This window comes from Pseudomonas sp. CAU 1711 (assembly GCF_039888625.1).
Lineage (GTDB): Bacteria > Pseudomonadota > Gammaproteobacteria > Pseudomonadales > Pseudomonadaceae > Aquipseudomonas.
The window spans coordinates 34,841-54,348 of record NZ_JBDQQT010000014.1; the positions used below are offsets into that span (position 1 = coordinate 34,841).

Sequence of the window (19,508 nt, forward strand, 5' to 3'; positions counted from 1 at the left end):
TTTACCTGTGGAAATCGGAAGCGTCATCTTTCTCTTCGTCGGCCTGGCCGTGGCCGTGGTCTTCATGGGCTTCAAGGTGGTGCCGCAGGGCTACCAGTGGACGGTGGAGCGCTTCGGCCGCTACACCACCACGCTCAAGCCCGGCCTCAACATCATAGTGCCGGTGATGGATCGCATCGGGCGCAAGCTCAACGTGATGGAGAACGTGCTGGACATCCCACCGCAGGAAGTCATCACGGCCGACAACGCCACGGTGCAGATCGACGCCATCTGCTTCTTCCAGATCATCAACTCGGCGCAGGCGGCCTACGAGGTAAACAACCTGGAGCACGCCATCCGCAACCTGGTGATGACCAATATCCGCACCGTGCTCGGTTCGATGGAGCTGGACGCCATGCTGGGCCAGCGCGATGCGATCAACGAGCGCCTGCTGCGTACCGTGGACGAGGCCACCGCGCCCTGGGGCATCAAGATCACCCGCATCGAGATCAAGGACATCAGTCCGCCTGCCGACCTGATGGCCGCCATGTCCGGGCAGATGAAGGCCGAGCGTATCAAGCGCGCGCAGATTCTCGAAGCCGAAGGGTTGCGTCAGGCGGCCATCCTGACCGCCGAAGGGCAGAAACAGGGCGACATCCTCAAGGCCGAAGGCCAGCGCCAGGCCGCCTTCCTCGAGGCCGAGGCCCGCGAGCGCGCGGCCCAGGCCGAGGCCGAGGCGACCCGCATGGTGTCCGAGGCCATCGCCGCCGGTAACGTGCAGGCGGTCAACTACTTCGTCGCGCAGAAATACATCGATGCCCTCGGCCAGCTGGCCGCAGCCAACAACAGCAAGGTGGTGCTGATGCCGCTGGAGGCCAGCCAGATGATAGGCGCGGTCGGCGGCATCGGCGAAATCGTGCGCGCCACCTTCGACGGCAAGGATGGCAAGAAGTGATCGAGTACCTGCAGCATCTGTCGTTCTGGGACTGGCTGGCCTTCGGCACCGTGCTGCTGATCCTCGAGGTGTTCGGCGCCGGCGGCTACCTGCTGTGGATAGGCGTGGCGGCCGCCGCGGTCGGCGTGCTCACCTACCTGTTCCCCGAGCTGCCCTGGGCCTGGCAGTTCATCGTCTTCGCCCTGCTCTCGGTGCTCACCGCGGTGCTCTGGTGGCGACGCCAGCGCAGCGCGGCCAAGCCCTCGGACGTGCCGGGGCTGAACAGCCGCGGCAGCGAGTTCCTCGGCCGCACCTTCGTCCTGCACGAGGCCATAGTCGCCGGTCGCGGCAAGATCAGGGCCGGCGACAGCCTGTGGCTGGTCAGTGGGCCGGACCTGCCGGCGGGCCGCGAGGTGCGGGTGGTCGGTCAGGACGGCGTGCTGCTCAGGGTCGAGGCGCTCTAAGGCGAAGGCGCCTGCCGGTCGCTAATCGACCGCCTGCTAGCCGCGGCCGCGGGTGCGGGTCTGGCCCGGTGCGGCGCTCTTCTCCAAGTGCTGGATGATGATCGCGGCCACGTCCTTGCCGGTGGTGGACTCGATGCCCTCCAGGCCGGGCGAGGAGTTCACCTCCATCACCAGCGGGCCGTGGTTGGCGCGCAGGATGTCCACTCCGGCCACCGACAGGCCCATGACCCGGGCCGCGCGGATGGCGGTGGAGCGTTCCTCGGGGGTGATCTTGATCAGGCTGGCGCTGCCGCCGCGATGCAGATTGGAGCGGAACTCGCCGGGCTTGGCCTGGCGCTTGATCGCGGCGATCACCTTGTCGCCGACCACGAAACAGCGGATATCGGCGCCGCCGGCCTCCTTGATGTATTCCTGCACCATGATGTTGGCCTTCAGGCCCATGAAGGCCTCGATCACCGACTCGGCGGCCTGTTGTGTTTCGCACAGGACTACGCCTATGCCCTGGGTGCCTTCCAGCAGCTTGATCACCAGCGGGGCGCCGCCGACCATCTGGATCAGGTCGGCGATGTCGTCGGGGGAGTGGGCGAAGCCGGTCACCGGCAGGCCGATGCCCTTGCGCGACAGCAGCTGCAGCGAGCGCAGCTTGTCGCGCGAGCGGCTGATGGCGACCGACTCGTTGAGCGGCGATACGCCCATCATCTCGAACTGGCGCAGCACGGCGCAGCCGTAGAAAGTCACCGAGGCGCCGATGCGCGGGATCACCGCATCGAAGCCTTCCAGCGGCTGGCCGCGGTAGTGGATCTGCGGCTTGTGGCTGGCGATGTTCATGTAGGCGCGCAGGGTGTCTATCAATACCATCTCGTGACCGCGCTGCTGGCCGGCCTCAATCAGGCGGCGGGTGGAGTACAGCCGCGGGTTTCGAGACAGTACAGCGATCTTCATGGTTCACCTCGGGGGTAGGGAGTGAAGGCGCGTCTTGTACATAGCTCAGCGCCGGGTTGACCACCAGTTGGCCGTCGATCAGTGCCTTGGCACCGAGTAGCACCCGGTAGCGCATGGACTTGCGGCAGGTCAGGGTGAAGTCCACCGACCAGGTGCGGTCGCCCAGCACCAGCAGGGTACGAATCACGTGGCGTGTCTGCGCGTGGCCGGTGGAACTCTTGATGGTTTTCACCGCCACCAGAGGCGCCTCGCAATGGTGGTGGTGCAGTTGCGCTAGGGTGCCGAAGTGCGCGGTGAAGCGCACCCAGCGCGCGCCGTCGCGTTCGAAGGGTACTATGTCGCTGGCATGCAGGGTGGAGGTGCTGGCGCCGGTGTCGATCTTGGCGCGCAGGCCGACCATGCCCAGCTCGGGCAGGTTGATCCATTCGCGCAGGCCGATCACGTCGAGTTGGTCGAACGTCTTCAAGGCAGACCTTCCAGAAAATTTACTAGCATTCTAGTTAGCCCATATGACAAGCGCATCAGGCAAACTGTCTGTCAATCATTGCCTGGTTGGAGTGCTGGTGAGCGATAGAGACGACAAGGTGCGCCTGGACAAGTGGCTGTGGGCGGCGCGCTTCTACAAGACCCGCTCGCTGGCCAAGGAAGCCATCGAAGGCGGCAAGGTGCATTGCCGCGGCGAGCGCTGCAAGCCGGGCAAGGAGCCCAGGGTCGGCGACGAATACGTGATTCGCACTGGTTTCGACGAGCGTACCGTGGTGGTGCGGGCGCTCTCCATGGTGCGCCGCGGCGCACCTGAGGCGCAGCTGCTGTACGAGGAAACGGCCGAGAGCATCGCCCGCCGCGAGGAGGCGGCGGCCCTGCGCAAGGCCGGCGCCCTGGGCGTGCAGAGCGAGGGCCGGCCGAACAAGAAGCAGCGTCGCCAGTTGCTCGGCCTGCGCGGGTAGCCTCAGCGGCTCTGCAGTACGCCCCAGTTGCCGAGCAGTGGCAGTCGGCGCAAGACGGGCAGCAGGGGTTGGCTGGCGCGTTCGAGGCCGGCGGCGATCAAGCCGCCCAGCGGCGTGCAGTAACCCCAGGCGAAGGCCAGGGCCGCCAGCAGCACGCCGCCCACGGCGATGTCTTCCAGCCAGTGAGCGCCGGCGATCAGGCGGGGCAGCGAGCAGAACACCACCAGGCCAGTGCTCGCGGCGAGCTTCCAGCCCCGAGAGAAACAGGCCATGAACAGTCCCCAGACAATCAGCACCGAGGCGTGATCGCCGGGAAAGCTGCGGCTCGAGCGGTCCTTGACCTCGAACAGGCGTTCCAGCGCCGGAAAGGATTCGCTCAGGCGGAAGCTGTTCGGAATCAGCATCGAAGGGCTGGCGTGCTGCCAGTGGAAATAGCCCACCAGCTTGCTGAACAGAGTGCGCAGCACAACCAGGATCAGCAGCAGCGCCAGCAAGTGGAAGAGCGCGCGGCGAGTTTCCGCCCCGCGGAACGCCCAGCCCTGATGCAGCAGCAGGGTCAGCATCAGGGCGCCGGCCAGTACATCCCATAGACGGGTGCTGCACAGGGCCCACAGCAGGTCCCACGAGGCGCTGTGGCCGAGCGTGCCGTGCAGCACGGTGAACAGGTGCGCGCCCGCCGCGCGCCACAGCTCGCGGCCGGTCTCGGGAACCCAGCTCAATAGCAGTACGGCCACGAGCAGGTGCAGGGCGGTAAACGCCGGCCATCGCCAGGTGGCTTGGATGCGAGCGTGGTTGTCCATAGAATCTCCTATTTCCCTGAGTTCGAGTGCGATGGCGCGCTTTATAAGACGCTGTCATCGTCTTGTCATTACTTCTCGATAGCCGGTCCCCCCATGCACGATCTCGATCACACTCAACGTTTCCTCTTCGACGAACACGACGTTCGTGGCGAGATGGTCGGCCTCGCCGAGAGTTACCGGCACGTCCTGGCCAAGCATCCCTACCCGCAACCGGTGGCCGAGCTGCTCGGCGAGATGCTCGCGGCCGCCGCCCTGCTGGTCGGCACCCTGAAGTTCGACGGGCTGCTGATCCTCCAGGCGCGCTCCTCCGGCCCGGTGCCGCTGGTGATGATCGAGTGCTCCAGCGAGCGCGAGGTGCGCGGCATCGCCCGCTACGACGCCGAGGCCATCGAGTCGGGCGCCGGCCTGCGCGAGCTGATGCCGGACGGCGTGCTGGCGCTGACCATAGACCCGGCCAAGGGCCAGCGTTACCAGGGCATAGTCGAACTGGCGGGCGACAGCCTGGCGGCCAGCCTGACCGCCTATTTCGCCACGTCCGAGCAACTGCCGACGCGCTTCTGGCTGCGCGCCGACGGCCAGCGTGCGCGCGGCCTGCTGCTGCAGCAACTGCCGCCGCAGCATCAGACCGAGGCCGAGGAGCGCGCGGAGAGCTGGAACCATCTGCTGACCCTGGCCGACACCCTGAGCGCCGAGGAGCTGCTGGGGCTGGACAACCAGACCCTGCTGCACCGCCTCTACCACCAGGAAGAGCTGCGCCTGTTCGAGCCGGCGCCGCTGCAGTTTCGCTGCAGCTGCTCGCGCGAGCGTTCGGCGCGCGCGCTGGTCAGCATCGGCCAGGCCGATGCCGAGGCGCTGCTGGAGGAGAGCGGCGGCCAGGTGGAGATCGACTGCCAGTTCTGCAACCAGCGCTACTTCTTCGACGCCAGCGACGTGGCCCAGCTGTTCGCCAGCGGCGGCAGCCAAGAGCCCTCGGCGACCCGTCACTGAGGGCGATAGTCGCACTCTATCGAAAGCCATAGCGGACAAGAGGCTGCCAAGGAGCGCGCATTTCTGGCATACTCCCGCGACTTTTTTATCGCTGTAGTGATGTTTCTGACCCACTACACAAGTTCGGAAGACTCGGCCAACCGCCGACGGGGACCCACATGACGCAAGCCAACACCGCCGTTTACACCGACATCAGCGCTGCCCAACTGGTCGAGCAGGCCATCCGCCGTGGCGAGGGTGAGCTGGCCGCCAACGGTTCGCTGGTCGTTCGCACCGGCCAACGCACCGGTCGCTCCCCGGCCGATCGCTTCATCGTCCAGGAGCCGAGCACCGAGGCGCAGATCGCCTGGGGCAACATCAACCGCCCGTTCCCGGCGGACAAGTTCGATGCCCTGTGGGCCCGCGTCGAGGCCTTCAACAACGCCCAGGACCACTTCGTTTCCCACGTCCATGTAGGCGCCGCCGCCGAGCACTACCTGCCGGTGAAGATGACCACCCAGACCGCCTGGCAGAACCTGTTCGGCCGTTGCCTGTTCATCAATCCGCAGAGCTACAATCCGGCCGCCAAGGCCGAGTGGCAGATCCTCAACGTCGCCAACTTCGAGTGCGTGCCCGAGCGCGACGGCACCAACTCCGACGGCTGCGTGATCATCAACTTCGCCGCCAGGAAGGTGCTGATCGCCGGCATGCGCTACGCCGGCGAGATGAAGAAGGCCATGTTCAGCGTGCAGAACTTCCTGCTGCCGGAGGCCGACGTGCTGCCGATGCACTGCGCCGCCAACATCGGCGAGGAAGGCGACGTGACTCTGTTCTTCGGCCTGTCCGGCACCGGCAAGACCACCCTGTCCGCCGACCCGAGCCGTTACCTGATCGGCGACGACGAGCACGGCTGGGGCGAGGGCGTGGTGTTCAACATCGAGGGTGGTTGCTACGCCAAGTGCATCGACCTGTCCGAGAAGAACGAGCCGGTGATCTGGAAGGCCATCCAGTTCGGCGCCGTGCTGGAGAACGTGGTGCTCGACGACAACCGCGTGCCGGACTACGCCGACGACAGCCTGACCCAGAACAGCCGCGCGGCCTACCCGCTGGAATTGGTCGAGAAGCGCAGCGAGAAGAACCTCGGCGGCGAGCCGAACGCGGTGATCTTCCTGACCTGCGACCTGACCGGCGTGCTGCCGCCGGTATCGATCCTGAACAACGAGCAGGCTGCCTACCACTTCCTGTCCGGCTACACCGCGCTGGTCGGCTCCACCGAGATGGGCAGTGGCGGCGGCATCAAGTCGACCTTCTCCACCTGCTTCGGCGCGCCCTTCTTCCCGCGCCCGGCCGGCGTCTACGCCGAGCTGCTGATCAAGCGCATCCAGGCCTTCGGCTCCAAGGTGTACCTGGTCAACACTGGCTGGACCGGCGGCGGCTACGGCGTCGGCAAGCGCTTCAGCATCCCCACCACCCGCGGCGTGATCGCCGCCATCCAGAGCGGCGCGCTGGTCGGCGCCGAGACCGAGCACCTGCCGATCATTAACCTGGACGTGCCCAAGGCCGTGCCGGGCGTCGACACCGAGCTGCTCAACCCGCGCAACACCTGGGCCGACGGCAACGCCTACGACGAGGCCGCCAAGGGCCTGGCCCAGCAGTTCATCGACAACTTCAAGAAGTTCGAGGTGAGCGACGCCATCCGCGCGGCCGGCCCGCAGCTGTAAGCGCGGCCGAGGCCAGTGAAAAAGCCGCCCGAGGGCGGCTTTTTCGTGCCTGGCGTCTGGCGCTCAGGCGGGGGTTGCAGCGTAGGGCTCCGGCCGGGCCGGATCGGTCTCAGGCCGCTCGGGGCGGCTGGCGGTGTCTGCGATGTTCTGTGCCCGTTGGTTGCGCTGCTGCGTCTCGCGCAGATCCTGAGCGGTCTCCAAGCTGCTCGGCTGGCTGTCGATCTCGCCTTCGCTGGCCACCGCCAGATAGGTATCGATTTGCCGTTGCCGGGTGTTGGCGCTGTAGATCTGGCTGGCGCCGCCGCGTCGCTCCGTCTGGCTCAGTGCGCGGCTCTCCTGGCGCTCGGCGACTCGGTCGGAGGTGGCGTCCGCGGCCCTGTTCACCCGTTCGGGGCTGGCCGGGGCGTTCTTGTCGCTGACCTGGGTCGAGAGGGGCAGATGGCCGCTGTAGCCGGTTATCTGCATCGAAACTCTCCCTGTGGTTGCCTGGTTCCACTCTAATCCAGGGCGGCGGGCGCAGATTAGACCGATTGGCGATAGGCGCGGCTCAGTCGATCACCTGCGCGCCCTGGATGGTCAGCTCGGGCAGGGCCGCCGGCATCGGGCAGACCTGCAGGTACTTGATGCTCTCGCGCGGGATCATCAGCAGGTCGCCGTCCACCTCGATGCTGAGGAAGGGCGACTCCAGCTGCTTGCGCAGGGCGCGGGCGACGGTCGCCGGGTCCTCGCTCTGCTTGGGAAAGCGCAGGGCCAGGCGCTGGCCGTCCTGAAAGTACAGGTAGAGATGCTTGATCGGCTTCATGGGGCTGCTCCTTGCGGCCAGCCCCGGGGGCGGCCTAGCTGCGATCGGCCAGCACGCCGATCAGGAAGAAGACTAGTAGCAGTACCGGCGACAGGGTGAAGTTGTTGAAGTAGCCCAGGCCCTTGGCCAGCCAGGGGGTGAGGAAGACGATGGCCAGGCCGTAGCCGATGGCACAGACCAGCACGAAGATCAGGGTGCGCAGGACGAAGTTGAGGCCGCCGATGGCCTTCTGCACCCAGGCGTTGATGCCCGGGCCGAACAGCACGAAGAGGGTGGCCATGATGGCCAGGGAGATGTCGTACAGGTTGCCGCGGCACCAGCGCGAGAGGGTGGCGATCAGGTCGAGCACGAGATCCATCGGGGGTCCTTGTCGTGATTGGCGGGCGCGGAGAGTTTACCGTCTGTCGTCACCAGCCGGGTAGGCGCGAGGCCCCCGCGCGGATCAGGGCAGGAAGTGCTGCAGCAGATCGTTGAGGAACAGCTGGCCCTCGCGGGTCGCCGCCAGGCGCTGCGGGTCGCGCTGCAGCAGCTGGCGCGCCTCGGCCTGCTGGCGCGCGGCGGCCAGGCTCTGCAGCGGCAGGCCGGTGCGCTGCTCGAACAGCGCGGCCGGCACGCCCCCGGTCAGGCGCAGCACGTTCATCAGGAACTCGAAGGGCAGCTCCGCGGCATCCAGCACCCGCTCGCCGGCCTGGAAGGCCTTGCCGGGGTCGAGGTAGTCCTTGGGCAGGCGGGTCTTCCAGGTGCGTACGATGCGTCCATCCGGTGCGGAGAGCTTGGCGTGGGCGCCGGCGCCGATGCCGAGGAAGTCGCCGAAGGTCCAGTAGTTGAGGTTGTGCCGCGCCTGGCGGCCCGCCTGGGCGTAGGCGGACACCTCGTACTGGGCGTAGCCCTCGGCGGCCAGCAGGGCCTGGCCGGCCTCCTGGATGTCCCATAGCAGATCGTCTTCCGGCAATTGCGGAGGCTGGCTCCAGAACACCGTGTTCGGCTCCATGGTCAGCTGGTACCAGGACAGGTGCGTGGGGCCTTGGGCGATGGCGGTGCGCAGGTCGAACAGGGCGTCCTCGACGCTCTGCTCGGGCAGGCCGTGCATCAGGTCCAGGTTGAAGTTGTCGAAACCGGCGGCGCGCGCCATATCGGCGGCGCGGATCGCCTCGTCGCCATTGTGGATGCGTCCCAGGGCCTGGAGCTTGGTCTGCTGAAAGCTCTGCACGCCGATCGACAGGCGATTGATGCCGAGGCCGCGATAGTCCTTGAACTTGGCCTGCTCGAAAGTGCCCGGGTTGGCCTCCAGGGTGATCTCGATATCGCCGGCGAACGGCACGCGCCGCTCCACGCCCTCCAGCAGCCGGCCCAGGGCCTTGGCCGAGAACAGGCTGGGGGTGCCGCCGCCGAAGAAGATCGAGGTCAGTGTGCGGCCATGGACGTGGTCAAGGTCCTGGTCGAGGTCGGCCAGCAGGGCGTCGACGTATTCCTCTTCCGGCAGGCTGGGCCCCGCCGCATGCGAGTTGAAGTCGCAGTAGGGGCACTTGCGCACGCACCAGGGGATATGGATGTAGGCCGCCAGGGGCGGCAGCTCGAAGCGGCGAGCCTCAAGCTGCAAGCCGCTCCCGCTGCCGTTACTTGCGGCTTGCGGCTTGCCACTTGCCGCTGTTGTCATATCCCCAGGCGCTGCTTGAGCAGGGCCATGGCGCGGGCGCGGTGGCTGATGCGGTTCTTCTCCGCCGCTTCCAGCTCGGCGCTGGAGCACTGGCGCTCCGCCACCCAGAACAGCGGGTCGTAGCCGAAGCCCTGCTCGCCGCGGGGTGCATGCAGGATGCTGCCGCGCCACAGGCCTTCGCAGAGGATCGGCAGCGGGTCGTCGGCATGCCGCAGCAGGGCCAGGACGCAGACGAACTGGGCGCCGCGCTCGGCATCCGGGACATCCTTCAGCGTTTCCAGCAGCTTGGCATTGTTGGCCGCATCGCCCCGACCATCGGCATAGCGCGCCGAATAGATGCCGGGGGCGCCGCCGAGGGCGTCCACCGCCAGGCCGGAGTCGTCGGCCAGCGCCGGCAGGCCGGAGATGCGCGCGGCGTTGCGCGCCTTGAGGATGGCGTTCTCGACGAAGGACAGGCCGGTCTCCTCCGGCTCGACGCTGGAGAACTCGCCGATCGAACGCACGCGCACGTGCGCGCCGAGCATGGCCTGGAGTTCCTTGAGCTTGCCGGCGTTATGGCTGGCCAGTACGAGTTCTGTGAGCGGCATCATTCGTCCGGAAAGACTTCCTGGTTGAAGGTGAGGGTATGCGGCGAGTCGTCGCCGAGCTGCACGTTGATGCTGAAGGTCAGCACCTCGCGCTCGCGCAGGGGGAACTCGGCCAGGTAGTAGACGGCGCCGCTCTCCAGCACCTGCTTGAACTGCAGCGTGCTGCTCTGCCCCAGCAGGTTTTTCACGTTGCCGCTGACCTTGGCCGGCTGGCCCTGGCCGTCCTTGAGTGCGGCGATGTTGAGCACGCCCAGGGTCTTGCTGCGGGTCAGCCCGACGGCCGCGGCCACGTCCGGCTGCAGGAAGCTGGAGTTGAACACGCTGTAGTGCACGTCCAGTTCGCCGAAGCTTTCCTTGCGTTCGGCGTAGGCGGGCAGGGCGAGCAGCAGGCACAGCAGCAGGGATGCGAAACGGTGCATGGGAAGTCCTCCGGGGCGGCGCGGGTTAGACGGCTGCGCGGCGATCGGCCTGGCCGGACCCGCTGACGCGATAGATGCCGATCTCTCCCAACAGATTAGGCCAGAGTCGGCTGCCCAGGTTGTGCCGGTGCTCGTGGTCCACCGCCAGGCGCTCCTCCACCCTGGCGCCCTGTTGCAGGCACAGGCGCTCGAAGTCCTCGAAGGTGCAGAAGTGGATATTCGGCGTGTTGTACCAGGTGTAGGGCAGGAACTCGGAGACCGGCATGCGGCCCTTGCTGGTCAGGTACCAGCGGCAGCGCCAGTGGCCGAAGTTGGGGAAGGTGATGATGCAGGTCTTGCCGACCCGCAGCATTTCCGCCAGGACCTTGTCCGGGTAGCGCAGGGCCTGCAGCGACTGGGTCATCACCACTACGTCGAAGCTGTTGTCGGCGAAGTTGCCCAGGCCCTCGTCGAGGTTCTGCTCGATCACGTTGACGCCGCGGGTGATGCACTTGGCGATCTTCTCGGCGTCGATCTCCAGGCCGTAGCCGCTGACGTTCTTGTGTCGGGTCAGATGCTCCAGCAGTTCGCCGTCGCCGCAGCCGAGGTCGAGCACCCGGCTGCCGGCGGCGATCCAGTCCTGGATGATTTCCAGATCCGCGCGCATGGCTACACCTCGATCCGTTGCATGTAGGCGCCGAAGGCCTGCAGGTAGCGCGGTATCGGCATGAGGAAGGCGTCGTGGCCCTGCGGCGCGTCGATCTCCAGGTAGCTGACGTTCTTCTTCGCCGCCAGCAGGGCGTCGACAATCTCGCGCGAGCGCGCCGGCGAGAAGCGCCAGTCGGTGGTGAAGGAGATCAGGCAGAAGTCGGCCTTGGCCGCGCTCAGGGTCCTGGCCAGGTCGCCGTCGTGGGCGGCGGCCGGGTCGAAGTAGTCCAGCGCCTTGGTCATCAGCAGGTAGGTGTTGGCGTCGAAGCGCCCGGAGAATTCCTCGCCCTGGTAGCGCAGGTAGCTCTCGACCTGGAACTCGACGCTGTGGAAGTCGTAGTTGAGCTTGTCGGTCTTCAGCTCGCGGCCGAATTTCTCGCCCATGGCGTCGTCCGACAGGTAGGTGATGTGACCGACCATGCGCGCCAGCATCAGGCCGCGCTTGGGAATCACCCCCTGCTCCTGGAAGTGGCCGCCGTGGAACTCCGGGTCGGTGAGGATGGCCTGGCGCGCCACCTCGTTGAAGGCGATGTTCTGTGCCGACAGCTTGGGCGCCGAGGCGATGCACAGGCAGTGGCGCACGCGCTCGGGGTAGCTGATGGTCCACTGCAGGGCCTGCATGCCGCCGAGGCTGCCGCCGACCACCGCGGCCCACTGGGCGATGCCCAGGCGATCGGCCAGGCGCGCCTGGCTGTGCACCCAGTCCTCCACCGTCATCACCGGAAAGTCGGCGCCGTAGGGCTTGCCGGTGGCCGGGTTGAGGCTGGAGGGGCCGGTCGAGCCGTTGCAGCCGCCCAGGTTGTTGAGACTGACGACGAAGAACTTGTCGGTGTCGATCGGCTTGCCCGGGCCGATGCAGCTGTCCCACCAGCCCGGCTTGCGCTCCTCGGTGCTGTGGTAGCCGGCGGCATGGTGATGGCCGGACAGCGCGTGGCAGATCAGCACGGCGTTGCTGGCCATGGCGTTGAGCGTGCCATAGGTCTCGTAGACCAGCTGGTAGTCGGCCAGGCTGCGTCCGCAGACCAGCGCCAGCGGCTCGCTGAAGCGGATGGTCCGGGGAGTGACCAGACCGACGGAGTCGGCGGGGAAAACGGTCGGCATCGACCCTGCTCTCGATCAGGGAAAGTGCTGCAGTCTAAAGAGCGCGGCCCCCGGCAGCAAGCGCGGGGGCCGTGGTCAAGTCCCTGAATCCAGAGGCTTTCAGGCCGGTTCGGCGCCACTCTGGGCGCGCGCCGCCACGGGCAGGGTGACCACCTTGCCCTGGCGCTGGATCGGCGCAGGACGGCGCAGCACGCGGAGCATCTCGTTGGCCTCGCCCAGCTGCTGCTCCAGCAGGCCGCAGTAGCCGGCCAGCTGCTGGCCGCGCTGGCGGCTCTGCTGGGTCTGCTGGGCCAGGGCCTTGAGCCTGAGCATATGCGTCTCGAGCATCTGCTTGTGCTCCAGGCTGTGCTGCATCAGCGGCATCAGCGCGTCGCCGGCCCATTGCTCGGCCTCGCCGCGCAGGCGCTGGTGCAGGCCTATCACCTCCTGCACCAGGGTGGCGAAGAAGCGCCGGGTCAGGCTGCGCTGCTCGGTGAGCAGGGTCTTCAGGTGCAGGCGGAAGTGGTCGGCCTTGCTGCGCAGCTGCTTGAGCTCGCGCTGGTAGCGCTGGCCGTTGAACTGCGGGGCGTCGACGCCGTGCAGCGGGTTTTCCTCGTTGTGCCGGCGATAGATGGCGGCGACCATCTTGTTGGCCATCTCGGCTTCCTGCAGCAGGTTGCCGAGGTCGTGCTCGACGCTGTGGAAGAACTGCACTATGGCCTGATTGATGCCGAGGGTGGTCCAGCTGCCGATCAGGCCCTGGCGCGCCTGAGTCAGGTGTTCCTCGAGGCGCTCCGGACGCACCGCTGCGCGCAGCAGCTCGCCCTGGCGCTTGAGCAGGCGCTGGTTGGTCTTCAGGCCGAGCAGACGCTTGTGGTGCTGGGCATGGTCTTCCTTGGTCCTGGCGGTCAGCTCGAACAGCAGCTGGCCGTTGTCCTGCTGGTGGTTGCTGAGCAGGGCCTGCTGCTCGCGCACCTTGTCCAGGCGCAGGCTGAGCACGTGCTGGCTGTTGTTGAGCAGGGCCAGCACCTGGTTGACCACGCGCTCCTCGAGTAGACGCTCCTTCTGCGCGACGATGCGCTCGCACAGCAGCTGCTCCAGCTCGGCCAACTGGCTGCGCGTGAGCAGCGCCTCGTCGCCGCGCACCTTGGCCAGCAGTGCCTGCTTGGCCGACAGCGGCAGCACGCTGGCGGTGGGAATGCCGAGTTGCTTGGCGGTGCTGTTACGCACCAGGCCGATGGCCTTGTTGACGTACTCCTCGCCGGCCAGGTCGTCCCACAGCACGTCGATCTTGTTCAGCACGGCGAACAGGCTGGCCTGGGTGTCTTCGTCGAGCTGGCGGATGTGGTCCTTCCAGATCGCCATGTCGCTGGCGGTGACGCCGGTGTCGGCGGCCAGCAGGAAGATGATGGCCTGGGCGTTGGGCAGCATCGACAGGGTCAGTTCGGGCTCGCTGCCGAGGGCGTTGAGGCCCGGGGTGTCGAGGATGCGCAGGCCCTGGCGCAGCAGCGGGTGGTCGAAGTTGACCATGGCATGGCGCCAGGCCGGCACCAGCACCTGGCCGGGCTTGCCGGTGGGCTCCAGCATTTCCGGCAGGAAGCCGAGCTGGATCGCCTGTTCCACCGCCATCGGCTTGGTCTTGGCCACCTGGGCGAAGGCCAGGGCCATGTTGTCCGGGTCGCTGGGGTCGAGCGGGATGTTCACCCAGTGCCGCGGGATGCGCTTGAACTGGGCCACGCTGGCATCGGCCATGCGCGTCTCGATCGGCAGCAGGCGGATGTAGGAACGCTCCGAGCGCGGGTCGAAGAACAGCTCGGTGGGGCACATGGTGGTGCGCCCGGCATGCGACGGCAGCATGCGCTGGCCGAACTCGGAGAAGAACAGGGCGTTGATCAGCTCGGTCTTGCCGCGCGAGAACTCGCCGACGAAGGCCAGGGTGATGTGATCGGTGCGCAGCAGCTTGAGGGCGCGCTCCAGACGCGCGTCCATCGCCTCCGAGCCGAGGCGGTTGTGCGCCAGCCAGCTGCGGTAGCGGGTGATCTCGCGCATCAGCTCGCGCTTCCAGGCGACGTAGGCATCGACCTGCTGGCTGAGACGTTCCATGCTCATCCTGGTACTCCTCTGGGTGGCGCTTCCTGCGGGGGCCGGGATAGCTCGGCTCGCTATCGCCCTAGCCGTGCTGACGATGGCGGCATTATGCGATGGTCGATGGTGCCGTCAATCGCCTCACTTCACAACTTCGACCGGCTGGTCGCCTGCAGTGACCGAGCGGTCAGTCCTGGCAGGGCCGGCAATTGCCGCGGTGCGCGGATGCGCACGCGCTTCTGTCGGTTCAGCTCGCCGCTTTCCAGGCTGACCTGGCTCTTGGCCACGCCGAAGGCGTCGGCGAGGAAGGCCAGCAGCTGGGCGTTGGCCCTGCCCTCCACCGGCGGCGCGGTCAGGCGGATCTTCAGGCGCTTGCCGTGCAGCCCGGCGAACTCGTCGCGGCTGGCCTTGGGCTGCAGGTGGCAGTCGAGCAGCAGGTCGTCGCCGTCCCAGCGGAACCAGCTCACATCAGCAGGCCGAGTACCGCGGGCATCAGGGTCATGGCGGCGAGGTTCTTCACCACCAGCATGTCGATCAGGTTGATCGCGATGAAGGCGAAGATCGGCGAGATATCCAGGCCGCCGAGGTTCGGCAGCAGCTTGCGGAAGGGCGCCAGCAGCGGCTCGCAGATCTGGTTGACCAGCTGGGCGCCGGGGTTGTAGCTGCCCGGGGCGACCCAGGACAGGATCACGCTGACGATCAAGGCGAAGAAGAAGATCTTGAGGAACAGCGAGGTCACCCCGATCAGCGCCCAGACCAGCAACTGCAGCGGGTTGGCGATGCCGCCATAGGCCAGCAGCAGGGTCAGGGTCATGATCACCAGCTGCACCAGCACGGCCAGCGCCAGGGAGGCCAGGTCGACGCCGCCGAAACCGGGGATGATGCGGCGCAGCGGGCGCAGCAGCGGCTGGGTGGCCTTGACGGTGAACTGGCTGAGCGGGTTGTAGAAGTCGGCGCGTACCAGTTGCAGGATGAAGCGCAGCAGCACGATCAGCAGGTAGAGGCTGCCGAGGGTCTGCAGGATATAGATGGCGGCGGTGTCCAGTCCGTTCATGGGGGTTCCTTATTGGCCCAGTTGTTCGGCGAGTTCGGCGGAGCGCTTGGCGGCGGCGTCCAGCGCCTGCTGCACCAGCGCCTCGAAGCCGCCGGCCTGGAAGGCCTTGATCGCCGCCTCGGTGGTGCCATTGGGCGAGGTGACGCGGCGGCGCAGCTCGGCGGCCTCCACGTCGCTCTCGCAGGCCATGCGCGCGGCGCCGAGGGCGGTGTGCCGGGTCAGCTGGGCGGCGGTTGCGCGCGGCAGGCCGAGCTTCTCGCCGGCGGCGGTCATCGCCTCGATCAGCAGGAAGAAATAGGCCGGGCCACTGCCGGACACGGCGGTGACCGCATCGATCAGCGACTCCTCCTCCAGCCACAGGGCCAGGCCGACGGCCGCCAGCAGTTGCTCGGCCTGCTGGCGCTGCGCAGCGGAAACCTTGGCGTTGGCATACAGGCCGCTGACGCCCTGGCGCAGCAGGGCCGGGGTGTTGGGCATGCAGCGCACCAGCGCCACCTCGCCGAGCCAGGCGGCCAGACTGGCGCAGCTGATGCCGGCGGCGATGGAGACGATCAGCTGGCCCGGCTGCAGGCCCGGCGCCAGGGCCTGGCACACGGCCTTCATCACCTGCGGCTTGACCGCCAGCACCACCACCTCGGCGCCGGCCACCGCCTCGGCGTTGCTTTCGAACAGCTCGATGCCGTGCTCGGCGGCGACCCTGGCGCGCTGCTCGGCGCCGGGGTCGCTGGCGCGGATATGGCTGGCCGGAATGCCCTGGGCGAGCAGGCCGCCGATCAGGCTGGTGGCCATGTTGCCGGCGCCGATAAAGGCGATACGCGGGTGGCTCATATGCGTGCTTCCTTAATCAATGTGGCGAACCGTAGTCGCGGGCACCGAACAGCGCGGTGCCGATGCGCACCCAGGTGGCGCCTTCGGCGATGGCCGCTTCCAGGTCCTGGCTCATGCCCATGGACAGGGTGTCGAGGTCGAGGCCCAGGGCGTCGCGCAGCTGGCGCAGGCGGGCCAGGGGCTCGCGCTGGGCCTGCGGGTCGTCGCTCGGTTCGGGAATGGCCATCAGGCCGCGCAGGCGCAGCCGGGGCAGTCGTGTCACCGCCTGTGCCAGCGCCGGCAGCTCCTGCGGCGTGCAGCCTGACTTGCTGGGCTCAAAGCTGACGTTGACCTGCAGGCAGATGTTCAGCGGCGGCAGGTGCGCCGGGCGCTGCTCGGCCAGGCGCTGGGCGATCTTCAGGCGGTCGACCGAGTGCACCCAGTGGAAGTGCTCGGCGATGGCGCGGGTCTTGTTCGACTGGATGGGGCCGATGAAGTGCCAGGTGAGCTCCAGGTCGGCCAGTTCGGCCTGCTTGGCCAGGGCCTCCTGCAGGTAGTTCTCGCCGAAGTCGCGCTGGCCGGCGGCATGCGCCGCACGGATCGCCGCGGCCGGCTTGGTCTTGCTCACGGCGAGCAGGCCAACTGCCTGCGGATCGCGCTGCGAGGCTTGCGCCGCCTCACGGATACGGCGGCGAACCTTTGCAATATTCTCTGCTATCGTGGACATTACTTGCGCTCTTTGGCCCGCCCGTCAGGGTCTGCGGCATTCTACCCGCTTGCATTGGATTGGGGAGTCCCATGGATATTACCGAGCTGCTCGCCTTCAGCGCCAAGCAGGGCGCGTCGGACCTGCACCTCTCGGCGGGCCTGCCGCCGATGATTCGCGTCGATGGCGACGTGCGGCGCATCAACCTGCCGCCGATGGACCACAAGCAGGTCCACGCGCTGATCTACGACATCATGAATGACAAGCAGCGCAAGGATTACGAGGAATTCCTCGAGACCGACTTCTCTTTCGAGGTGCCGGGCGTGGCGCGTTTCCGGGTCAACGCCTTCAACCAGAACCGCGGCGCCGGCGCGGTGTTCCGGACCATTCCCTCCAAGGTCCTGAGCATGGAAGACCTCGGCATGGGCGAGGTGTTCCGCAAGATCACCGACGTGCCGCGCGGCCTGGTGCTGGTCACCGGGCCGACCGGCTCGGGCAAGTCGACCACATTGGCGGCCATGCTCGACTACCTGAACAACAACAAGTACCACCATATCCTCACCATCGAGGACCCGATCGAATTCGTCCACGAGTCGAAGAAGTGCCTGGTCAACCAGCGCGAGGTGCACCGCGACACCCACGGCTTCTCCGAGGCCCTGCGCTCGGCCCTGCGTGAGGACCCGGACATCATCCTGGTCGGCGAGATGCGCGATCTGGAGACCATCCGCCTGGCGCTGACCGCGGCCGAGACCGGCCACCTGGTGTTCGGCACCCTGCACACCACCAGCGCGGCCAAGACCATCGACCGCGTGGTCGACGTGTTCCCCGCCGAGGAGAAGTCCATGGTCCGCTCCATGCTCTCCGAATCCCTGCAGGCGGTGATCTCGCAGACCCTGCTGAAGAAGATCGGCGGCGGCCGGGTGGCGGCCCACGAGATCATGATCGGCACCCCGGCCATCCGAAACCTGATCCGCGAGGACAAGGTGGCGCAGATGTACTCGGCGATCCAGACCGGCGGCTCGCTGGGCATGCAGACCCTCGACGCCTGTCTGAAGACCCTGCTGAGCAAGGGCCTGATCGGGCGCGAGGCGGCGCGCGAGAAGGCCAAGTCGCCGGAAAACTTCTAACCATGCAGGCCGCCCGCGCGGCGGCCGGATACGAGAGACACGGGCGGGAAAGATGGAATTCGAAAAACTGTTGCGCTTGATGGTGGAGAAGGGCGGCTCCGACCTGTTCATCACCGCCGGCGTGCCGCCGTCGATGAAGGTCAACGGCAAGATCATGCCGGTGACCAAGAACCCCATGTCGCCGGAGCAGACCCGCGAGACGGTGCACTCGGTGATGAACGAGCAGCAGCGCCGCGAGTTCGCCGAGAACCACGAGTGCAACTTCGCCATCAGCGCGCGCGGCATCGGCCGCTTCCGCGTTAGCGCCTTCTACCAGCGCAATCTGGCCGGCATGGTGCTGCGCCGCATCGAGACCAACATCCCGACCATCGACGACCTCAAGCTGCCCGAGATTCTGAAGAAGCTGGCGCTGACCAAGCGCGGCATGGTGCTGTTCGTCGGCGCCACCGGCACCGGCAAGTCCACCTCGCTGGCGGCGATGATCGGCTACCGCAACAGGAACACCAGCGGCCACATCATCTCCATCGAGGACCCGATCGAGTACATCCACCAGCACCAGAGCTGCATCGTCACCCAGCGCGAGGTCGGCATCGACACCGAGTCCTTCGAGGTGGCGCTGAAGAACACCCTGCGCCAGGCGCCGGACGTGATCCTGATCGGCGAGATCCGCACCCGCGAGACCATGGACTACGCCGTGGCCTTCGCCGAGACCGGTCACCTGTGCCTGGCCACCCTGCACGCCAACAACGCCAACCAGGCGCTGGACCGCATCATCAACTTCTTCCCGCCGGACCGGCACAACCAGGTGTGGATGGACCTGTCGCTCAACCTCAAGGCCATAGTCGCCCAGCAGCTGGTGCCGACCCCGGACGGCAAGGGCCGTCGCGCGGTGATCGAGGTGCTGATCAATACCCCGCTGGCCGCCGACCTGATCCGCAAGGGCGAGATTCATGAGCTCAAGGGCCTGATGAAGCGCTCCACCGAACTGGGCATGCAGACCTTCGACCAGGCCCTGTACAACCTCTACACCCAGGGCGAGATCACCTACGAGGACGCCCTGCTCTACGCCGACTCGGCCAACGACCTGCGCCTGATGATCAAGCTGGGCTCGGAGACCGACGGCGAGCACCTGACCCACATGGCCGAGGGCCTCAGCCTGCAGGTCAGCGAGGAGGATCCGGGCCGACGCTTCCGTTGAGGTCCGCGCTCGAGAAAGCCCGCGCCAGCGGGCTTTTCTTTGTCCGCCGGCAACCCGCGGCGGTTTTGCCGGTCATAGCCGCGTCGGCCCACAGAAGGAGAATGGCATGAACACGCGACAGGACACCCACAGCAAGGTCATCGGCTACCTACTGTGGATCTTCGGCTTCCTCGGCTCGCACCGCTTCTACTACGGCAAGCCGGTGACCGGCACCCTCTGGTTCTTCACCCTGGGCCTGCTGTTCATCGGCTGGATAGTCGACCTGTTCCTGATCCCGGCGATGGATCGCGAGGCCGACCTGCGCTTCACCGCCGGCGACACCGACTACAACCTGGCCTGGATACTGCTGACCTTCCTCGGCGTGTTCGGCGTGCACCGCATGTACCAGGGCAAGTGGATCAGCGGGATCATCTACCTGCTCACCGGCGGTCTGCTCCTGATCGGCGTGCTCTACGACTTCTGGACCCTCAACACCCAGGTGTCGATCAAGAACGCCGCGCGCGGCTGAATCCGACCGGTCGGCGGTGGCCGGTTGCGGGGCGCGGC

General features: G+C 67.0%; 24 protein-coding genes. 8 read left to right on the forward strand and 16 right to left on the reverse strand.

What is annotated here, in order from left to right:
* Positions 1–7 precede the first annotated feature (7 nt).
* Both AAFN46_RS16075 and AAFN46_RS16080 read left to right on the forward strand, forming a co-directional pair.
* Complete coding sequence (locus tag AAFN46_RS16075; protein WP_347809707.1) at positions 8–934, forward strand: SPFH domain-containing protein; 927 nt, start codon at positions 8–10, stop codon at positions 932–934.
* Positions 931–1,377 carry an NfeD family protein gene (locus tag AAFN46_RS16080; RefSeq protein WP_347809708.1) on the forward strand — a complete coding sequence of 149 codons (447 nt, stop codon included), beginning with the start codon at positions 931–933 and terminating at the stop codon, positions 1,375–1,377. The genes AAFN46_RS16075 and AAFN46_RS16080 overlap by 4 nt, the downstream gene beginning before the upstream one ends.
* 36 nt (positions 1,378–1,413) lie before the next feature.
* Here AAFN46_RS16080 and rimK read toward each other — a convergent pair whose 3' ends face one another.
* Both rimK and AAFN46_RS16090 read right to left on the reverse strand, forming a co-directional pair.
* On the reverse strand, positions 1,414–2,319 hold the full coding sequence (rimK, locus tag AAFN46_RS16085; protein ID WP_347809709.1) for a 30S ribosomal protein S6--L-glutamate ligase: 906 nt from the start codon (positions 2,317–2,319) through the stop codon (positions 1,414–1,416).
* Entirely contained in the window at positions 2,261–2,752 is a 492-nt protein-coding gene (locus AAFN46_RS16090; protein ID WP_347809800.1) for an ATP-dependent zinc protease, read from the reverse strand. Before AAFN46_RS16090 ends, rimK begins: the two co-directional genes overlap by 59 nt.
* Before the next feature lie 130 nt (positions 2,753–2,882).
* Here AAFN46_RS16090 and AAFN46_RS16095 point away from each other — a divergent pair, with 130 nt between their 5' ends.
* The gene (locus tag AAFN46_RS16095) at positions 2,883–3,266 is read left to right on the forward strand and encodes a S4 domain-containing protein (RefSeq protein WP_347809710.1); all 384 of its coding nucleotides are present in this window, start codon (positions 2,883–2,885) and stop codon (positions 3,264–3,266) included.
* A 2-nt stretch (positions 3,267–3,268) separates the two neighbouring features.
* Here AAFN46_RS16095 and AAFN46_RS16100 read toward each other — a convergent pair whose 3' ends face one another.
* Entirely contained in the window at positions 3,269–4,066 is a 798-nt protein-coding gene (locus AAFN46_RS16100) for a phosphatase PAP2 family protein (RefSeq protein WP_347809711.1), read from the reverse strand.
* A gap of 93 nt (positions 4,067–4,159) precedes the next feature.
* Between AAFN46_RS16100 and hslO the strand changes: the two genes are divergently transcribed.
* Together hslO and AAFN46_RS16110 are read left to right on the forward strand one after the other, a co-directional pair.
* Positions 4,160–5,053: an Hsp33 family molecular chaperone HslO gene (gene hslO, locus AAFN46_RS16105; protein ID WP_347809712.1), complete on the forward strand. Its 894-nt coding sequence runs from the start codon at positions 4,160–4,162 to the stop codon at positions 5,051–5,053.
* A gap of 158 nt (positions 5,054–5,211) precedes the next feature.
* Positions 5,212–6,753 carry a phosphoenolpyruvate carboxykinase gene (locus tag AAFN46_RS16110; protein ID WP_347809713.1) on the forward strand — a complete coding sequence of 514 codons (1,542 nt, stop codon included), beginning with the start codon at positions 5,212–5,214 and terminating at the stop codon, positions 6,751–6,753.
* 63 nt (positions 6,754–6,816) lie between these two features.
* Here the strand turns inward: AAFN46_RS16110 and AAFN46_RS16115 are convergent, their stop codons facing one another.
* From AAFN46_RS16115 to AAFN46_RS16175, 13 genes are all read right to left on the reverse strand, one after another.
* A complete protein-coding gene (locus AAFN46_RS16115; protein ID WP_347809714.1) occupies positions 6,817–7,218 on the reverse strand; it encodes a hypothetical protein in 402 nt (133 codons plus the stop codon).
* A gap of 82 nt (positions 7,219–7,300) precedes the next feature.
* Positions 7,301–7,555 carry a hypothetical protein gene (locus AAFN46_RS16120; RefSeq protein ID WP_347809715.1) on the reverse strand — a complete coding sequence of 85 codons (255 nt, stop codon included), beginning with the start codon at positions 7,553–7,555 and terminating at the stop codon, positions 7,301–7,303.
* Between the two features lie 34 nt (positions 7,556–7,589).
* Positions 7,590–7,913 (reverse strand): DUF3392 domain-containing protein, encoded by a 324-nt coding sequence (locus AAFN46_RS16125; RefSeq protein ID WP_347809716.1) that lies wholly within the window; start codon positions 7,911–7,913, stop codon positions 7,590–7,592.
* 84 nt (positions 7,914–7,997) lie between these two features.
* A complete protein-coding gene (hemW, locus tag AAFN46_RS16130) occupies positions 7,998–9,212 on the reverse strand; it encodes a radical SAM family heme chaperone HemW (RefSeq protein ID WP_347809717.1) in 1,215 nt (404 codons plus the stop codon).
* Complete coding sequence (gene rdgB, locus AAFN46_RS16135; RefSeq protein WP_347809718.1) at positions 9,209–9,802, reverse strand: RdgB/HAM1 family non-canonical purine NTP pyrophosphatase; 594 nt, start codon at positions 9,800–9,802, stop codon at positions 9,209–9,211. The genes hemW and rdgB overlap by 4 nt, the downstream gene beginning before the upstream one ends.
* Positions 9,799–10,218, reverse strand: a complete 420-nt coding sequence (locus AAFN46_RS16140) for a DUF4426 domain-containing protein (RefSeq protein ID WP_347809719.1) — start codon at positions 10,216–10,218, stop codon at positions 9,799–9,801. The genes rdgB and AAFN46_RS16140 overlap by 4 nt, the downstream gene beginning before the upstream one ends.
* Positions 10,219–10,243: 25 nt before the next feature.
* Positions 10,244–10,864, reverse strand: coding sequence for a methionine biosynthesis protein MetW (gene metW, locus AAFN46_RS16145; RefSeq protein WP_347809720.1), 621 nt, complete (start codon positions 10,862–10,864; stop codon positions 10,244–10,246).
* 2 nt (positions 10,865–10,866) lie between these two features.
* On the reverse strand, positions 10,867–12,006 hold the full coding sequence (locus tag AAFN46_RS16150; RefSeq protein ID WP_347809721.1) for a homoserine O-acetyltransferase: 1,140 nt from the start codon (positions 12,004–12,006) through the stop codon (positions 10,867–10,869).
* Between the two features lie 99 nt (positions 12,007–12,105).
* A complete protein-coding gene (locus tag AAFN46_RS16155) occupies positions 12,106–14,094 on the reverse strand; it encodes a dynamin-like GTPase family protein (protein ID WP_347809722.1) in 1,989 nt (662 codons plus the stop codon).
* Positions 14,095–14,216: 122 nt separating this feature from the next.
* Entirely contained in the window at positions 14,217–14,537 is a 321-nt protein-coding gene (locus AAFN46_RS16160; protein WP_347809723.1) for a DUF167 domain-containing protein, read from the reverse strand.
* Positions 14,534–15,124, reverse strand: a complete 591-nt coding sequence (locus tag AAFN46_RS16165) for a YggT family protein (RefSeq protein WP_347809724.1) — start codon at positions 15,122–15,124, stop codon at positions 14,534–14,536. The genes AAFN46_RS16160 and AAFN46_RS16165 overlap by 4 nt, the downstream gene beginning before the upstream one ends.
* A 9-nt stretch (positions 15,125–15,133) precedes the next feature.
* The gene (gene proC / locus AAFN46_RS16170; RefSeq protein ID WP_347809725.1) at positions 15,134–15,952 is read right to left on the reverse strand and encodes a pyrroline-5-carboxylate reductase; all 819 of its coding nucleotides are present in this window, start codon (positions 15,950–15,952) and stop codon (positions 15,134–15,136) included.
* A gap of 16 nt (positions 15,953–15,968) precedes the next feature.
* Positions 15,969–16,658: a YggS family pyridoxal phosphate-dependent enzyme gene (locus AAFN46_RS16175; protein WP_347809726.1), complete on the reverse strand. Its 690-nt coding sequence runs from the start codon at positions 16,656–16,658 to the stop codon at positions 15,969–15,971.
* 71 nt (positions 16,659–16,729) lie between these two features.
* Between AAFN46_RS16175 and AAFN46_RS16180 the strand changes: the two genes are divergently transcribed.
* The 3 genes from AAFN46_RS16180 to AAFN46_RS16190 all read left to right on the forward strand — a co-directional run bounded on the left by AAFN46_RS16180 (position 16,730) and on the right by AAFN46_RS16190 (position 19,470).
* Positions 16,730–17,764 carry a type IV pilus twitching motility protein PilT gene (locus tag AAFN46_RS16180; protein WP_347809727.1) on the forward strand — a complete coding sequence of 345 codons (1,035 nt, stop codon included), beginning with the start codon at positions 16,730–16,732 and terminating at the stop codon, positions 17,762–17,764.
* Between the two features lie 52 nt (positions 17,765–17,816).
* Positions 17,817–18,962: a PilT/PilU family type 4a pilus ATPase gene (locus AAFN46_RS16185; protein WP_347809728.1), complete on the forward strand. Its 1,146-nt coding sequence runs from the start codon at positions 17,817–17,819 to the stop codon at positions 18,960–18,962.
* Between the two features lie 106 nt (positions 18,963–19,068).
* Complete coding sequence (locus tag AAFN46_RS16190; protein WP_347809729.1) at positions 19,069–19,470, forward strand: TM2 domain-containing protein; 402 nt, start codon at positions 19,069–19,071, stop codon at positions 19,468–19,470.
* Positions 19,471–19,508: the final 38 nt, after the last annotated feature.

Excerpts from the sequence above, each read along its gene's own strand:
- rimK (WP_347809709.1), bottom strand. The coding sequence starts at position 2,319 with ATGAAGATCGCTGTACTGTCTCGAAACCCGCGGCTGTACTCCACCCGC.
- AAFN46_RS16100 (WP_347809711.1), bottom strand. The coding sequence starts at position 4,066 with ATGGACAACCACGCTCGCATCCAAGCCACCTGGCGATGGCCGGCGTTT.
- hslO (WP_347809712.1), top strand. The coding sequence starts at position 4,160 with ATGCACGATCTCGATCACACTCAACGTTTCCTCTTCGACGAACACGAC.
- AAFN46_RS16110 (WP_347809713.1), top strand. The coding sequence starts at position 5,212 with ATGACGCAAGCCAACACCGCCGTTTACACCGACATCAGCGCTGCCCAA.
- AAFN46_RS16115 (WP_347809714.1), bottom strand. The coding sequence starts at position 7,218 with ATGCAGATAACCGGCTACAGCGGCCATCTGCCCCTCTCGACCCAGGTC.
- AAFN46_RS16120 (WP_347809715.1), bottom strand. The coding sequence starts at position 7,555 with ATGAAGCCGATCAAGCATCTCTACCTGTACTTTCAGGACGGCCAGCGC.
- AAFN46_RS16125 (WP_347809716.1), bottom strand. The coding sequence starts at position 7,913 with ATGGATCTCGTGCTCGACCTGATCGCCACCCTCTCGCGCTGGTGCCGC.
- hemW (WP_347809717.1), bottom strand. The coding sequence starts at position 9,212 with ATGACAACAGCGGCAAGTGGCAAGCCGCAAGCCGCAAGTAACGGCAGC.
- rdgB (WP_347809718.1), bottom strand. The coding sequence starts at position 9,802 with ATGATGCCGCTCACAGAACTCGTACTGGCCAGCCATAACGCCGGCAAG.
- AAFN46_RS16140 (WP_347809719.1), bottom strand. The coding sequence starts at position 10,218 with ATGCACCGTTTCGCATCCCTGCTGCTGTGCCTGCTGCTCGCCCTGCCC.
- metW (WP_347809720.1), bottom strand. The coding sequence starts at position 10,864 with ATGCGCGCGGATCTGGAAATCATCCAGGACTGGATCGCCGCCGGCAGC.
- AAFN46_RS16150 (WP_347809721.1), bottom strand. The coding sequence starts at position 12,006 with ATGCCGACCGTTTTCCCCGCCGACTCCGTCGGTCTGGTCACTCCCCGG.
- AAFN46_RS16155 (WP_347809722.1), bottom strand. The coding sequence starts at position 14,094 with ATGAGCATGGAACGTCTCAGCCAGCAGGTCGATGCCTACGTCGCCTGG.
- AAFN46_RS16165 (WP_347809724.1), bottom strand. The coding sequence starts at position 15,124 with ATGAACGGACTGGACACCGCCGCCATCTATATCCTGCAGACCCTCGGC.
- proC (WP_347809725.1), bottom strand. The coding sequence starts at position 15,952 with ATGAGCCACCCGCGTATCGCCTTTATCGGCGCCGGCAACATGGCCACC.
- AAFN46_RS16175 (WP_347809726.1), bottom strand. The coding sequence starts at position 16,658 with ATGTCCACGATAGCAGAGAATATTGCAAAGGTTCGCCGCCGTATCCGT.
- AAFN46_RS16180 (WP_347809727.1), top strand. The coding sequence starts at position 16,730 with ATGGATATTACCGAGCTGCTCGCCTTCAGCGCCAAGCAGGGCGCGTCG.
- AAFN46_RS16185 (WP_347809728.1), top strand. The coding sequence starts at position 17,817 with ATGGAATTCGAAAAACTGTTGCGCTTGATGGTGGAGAAGGGCGGCTCC.
- AAFN46_RS16190 (WP_347809729.1), top strand. The coding sequence starts at position 19,069 with ATGAACACGCGACAGGACACCCACAGCAAGGTCATCGGCTACCTACTG.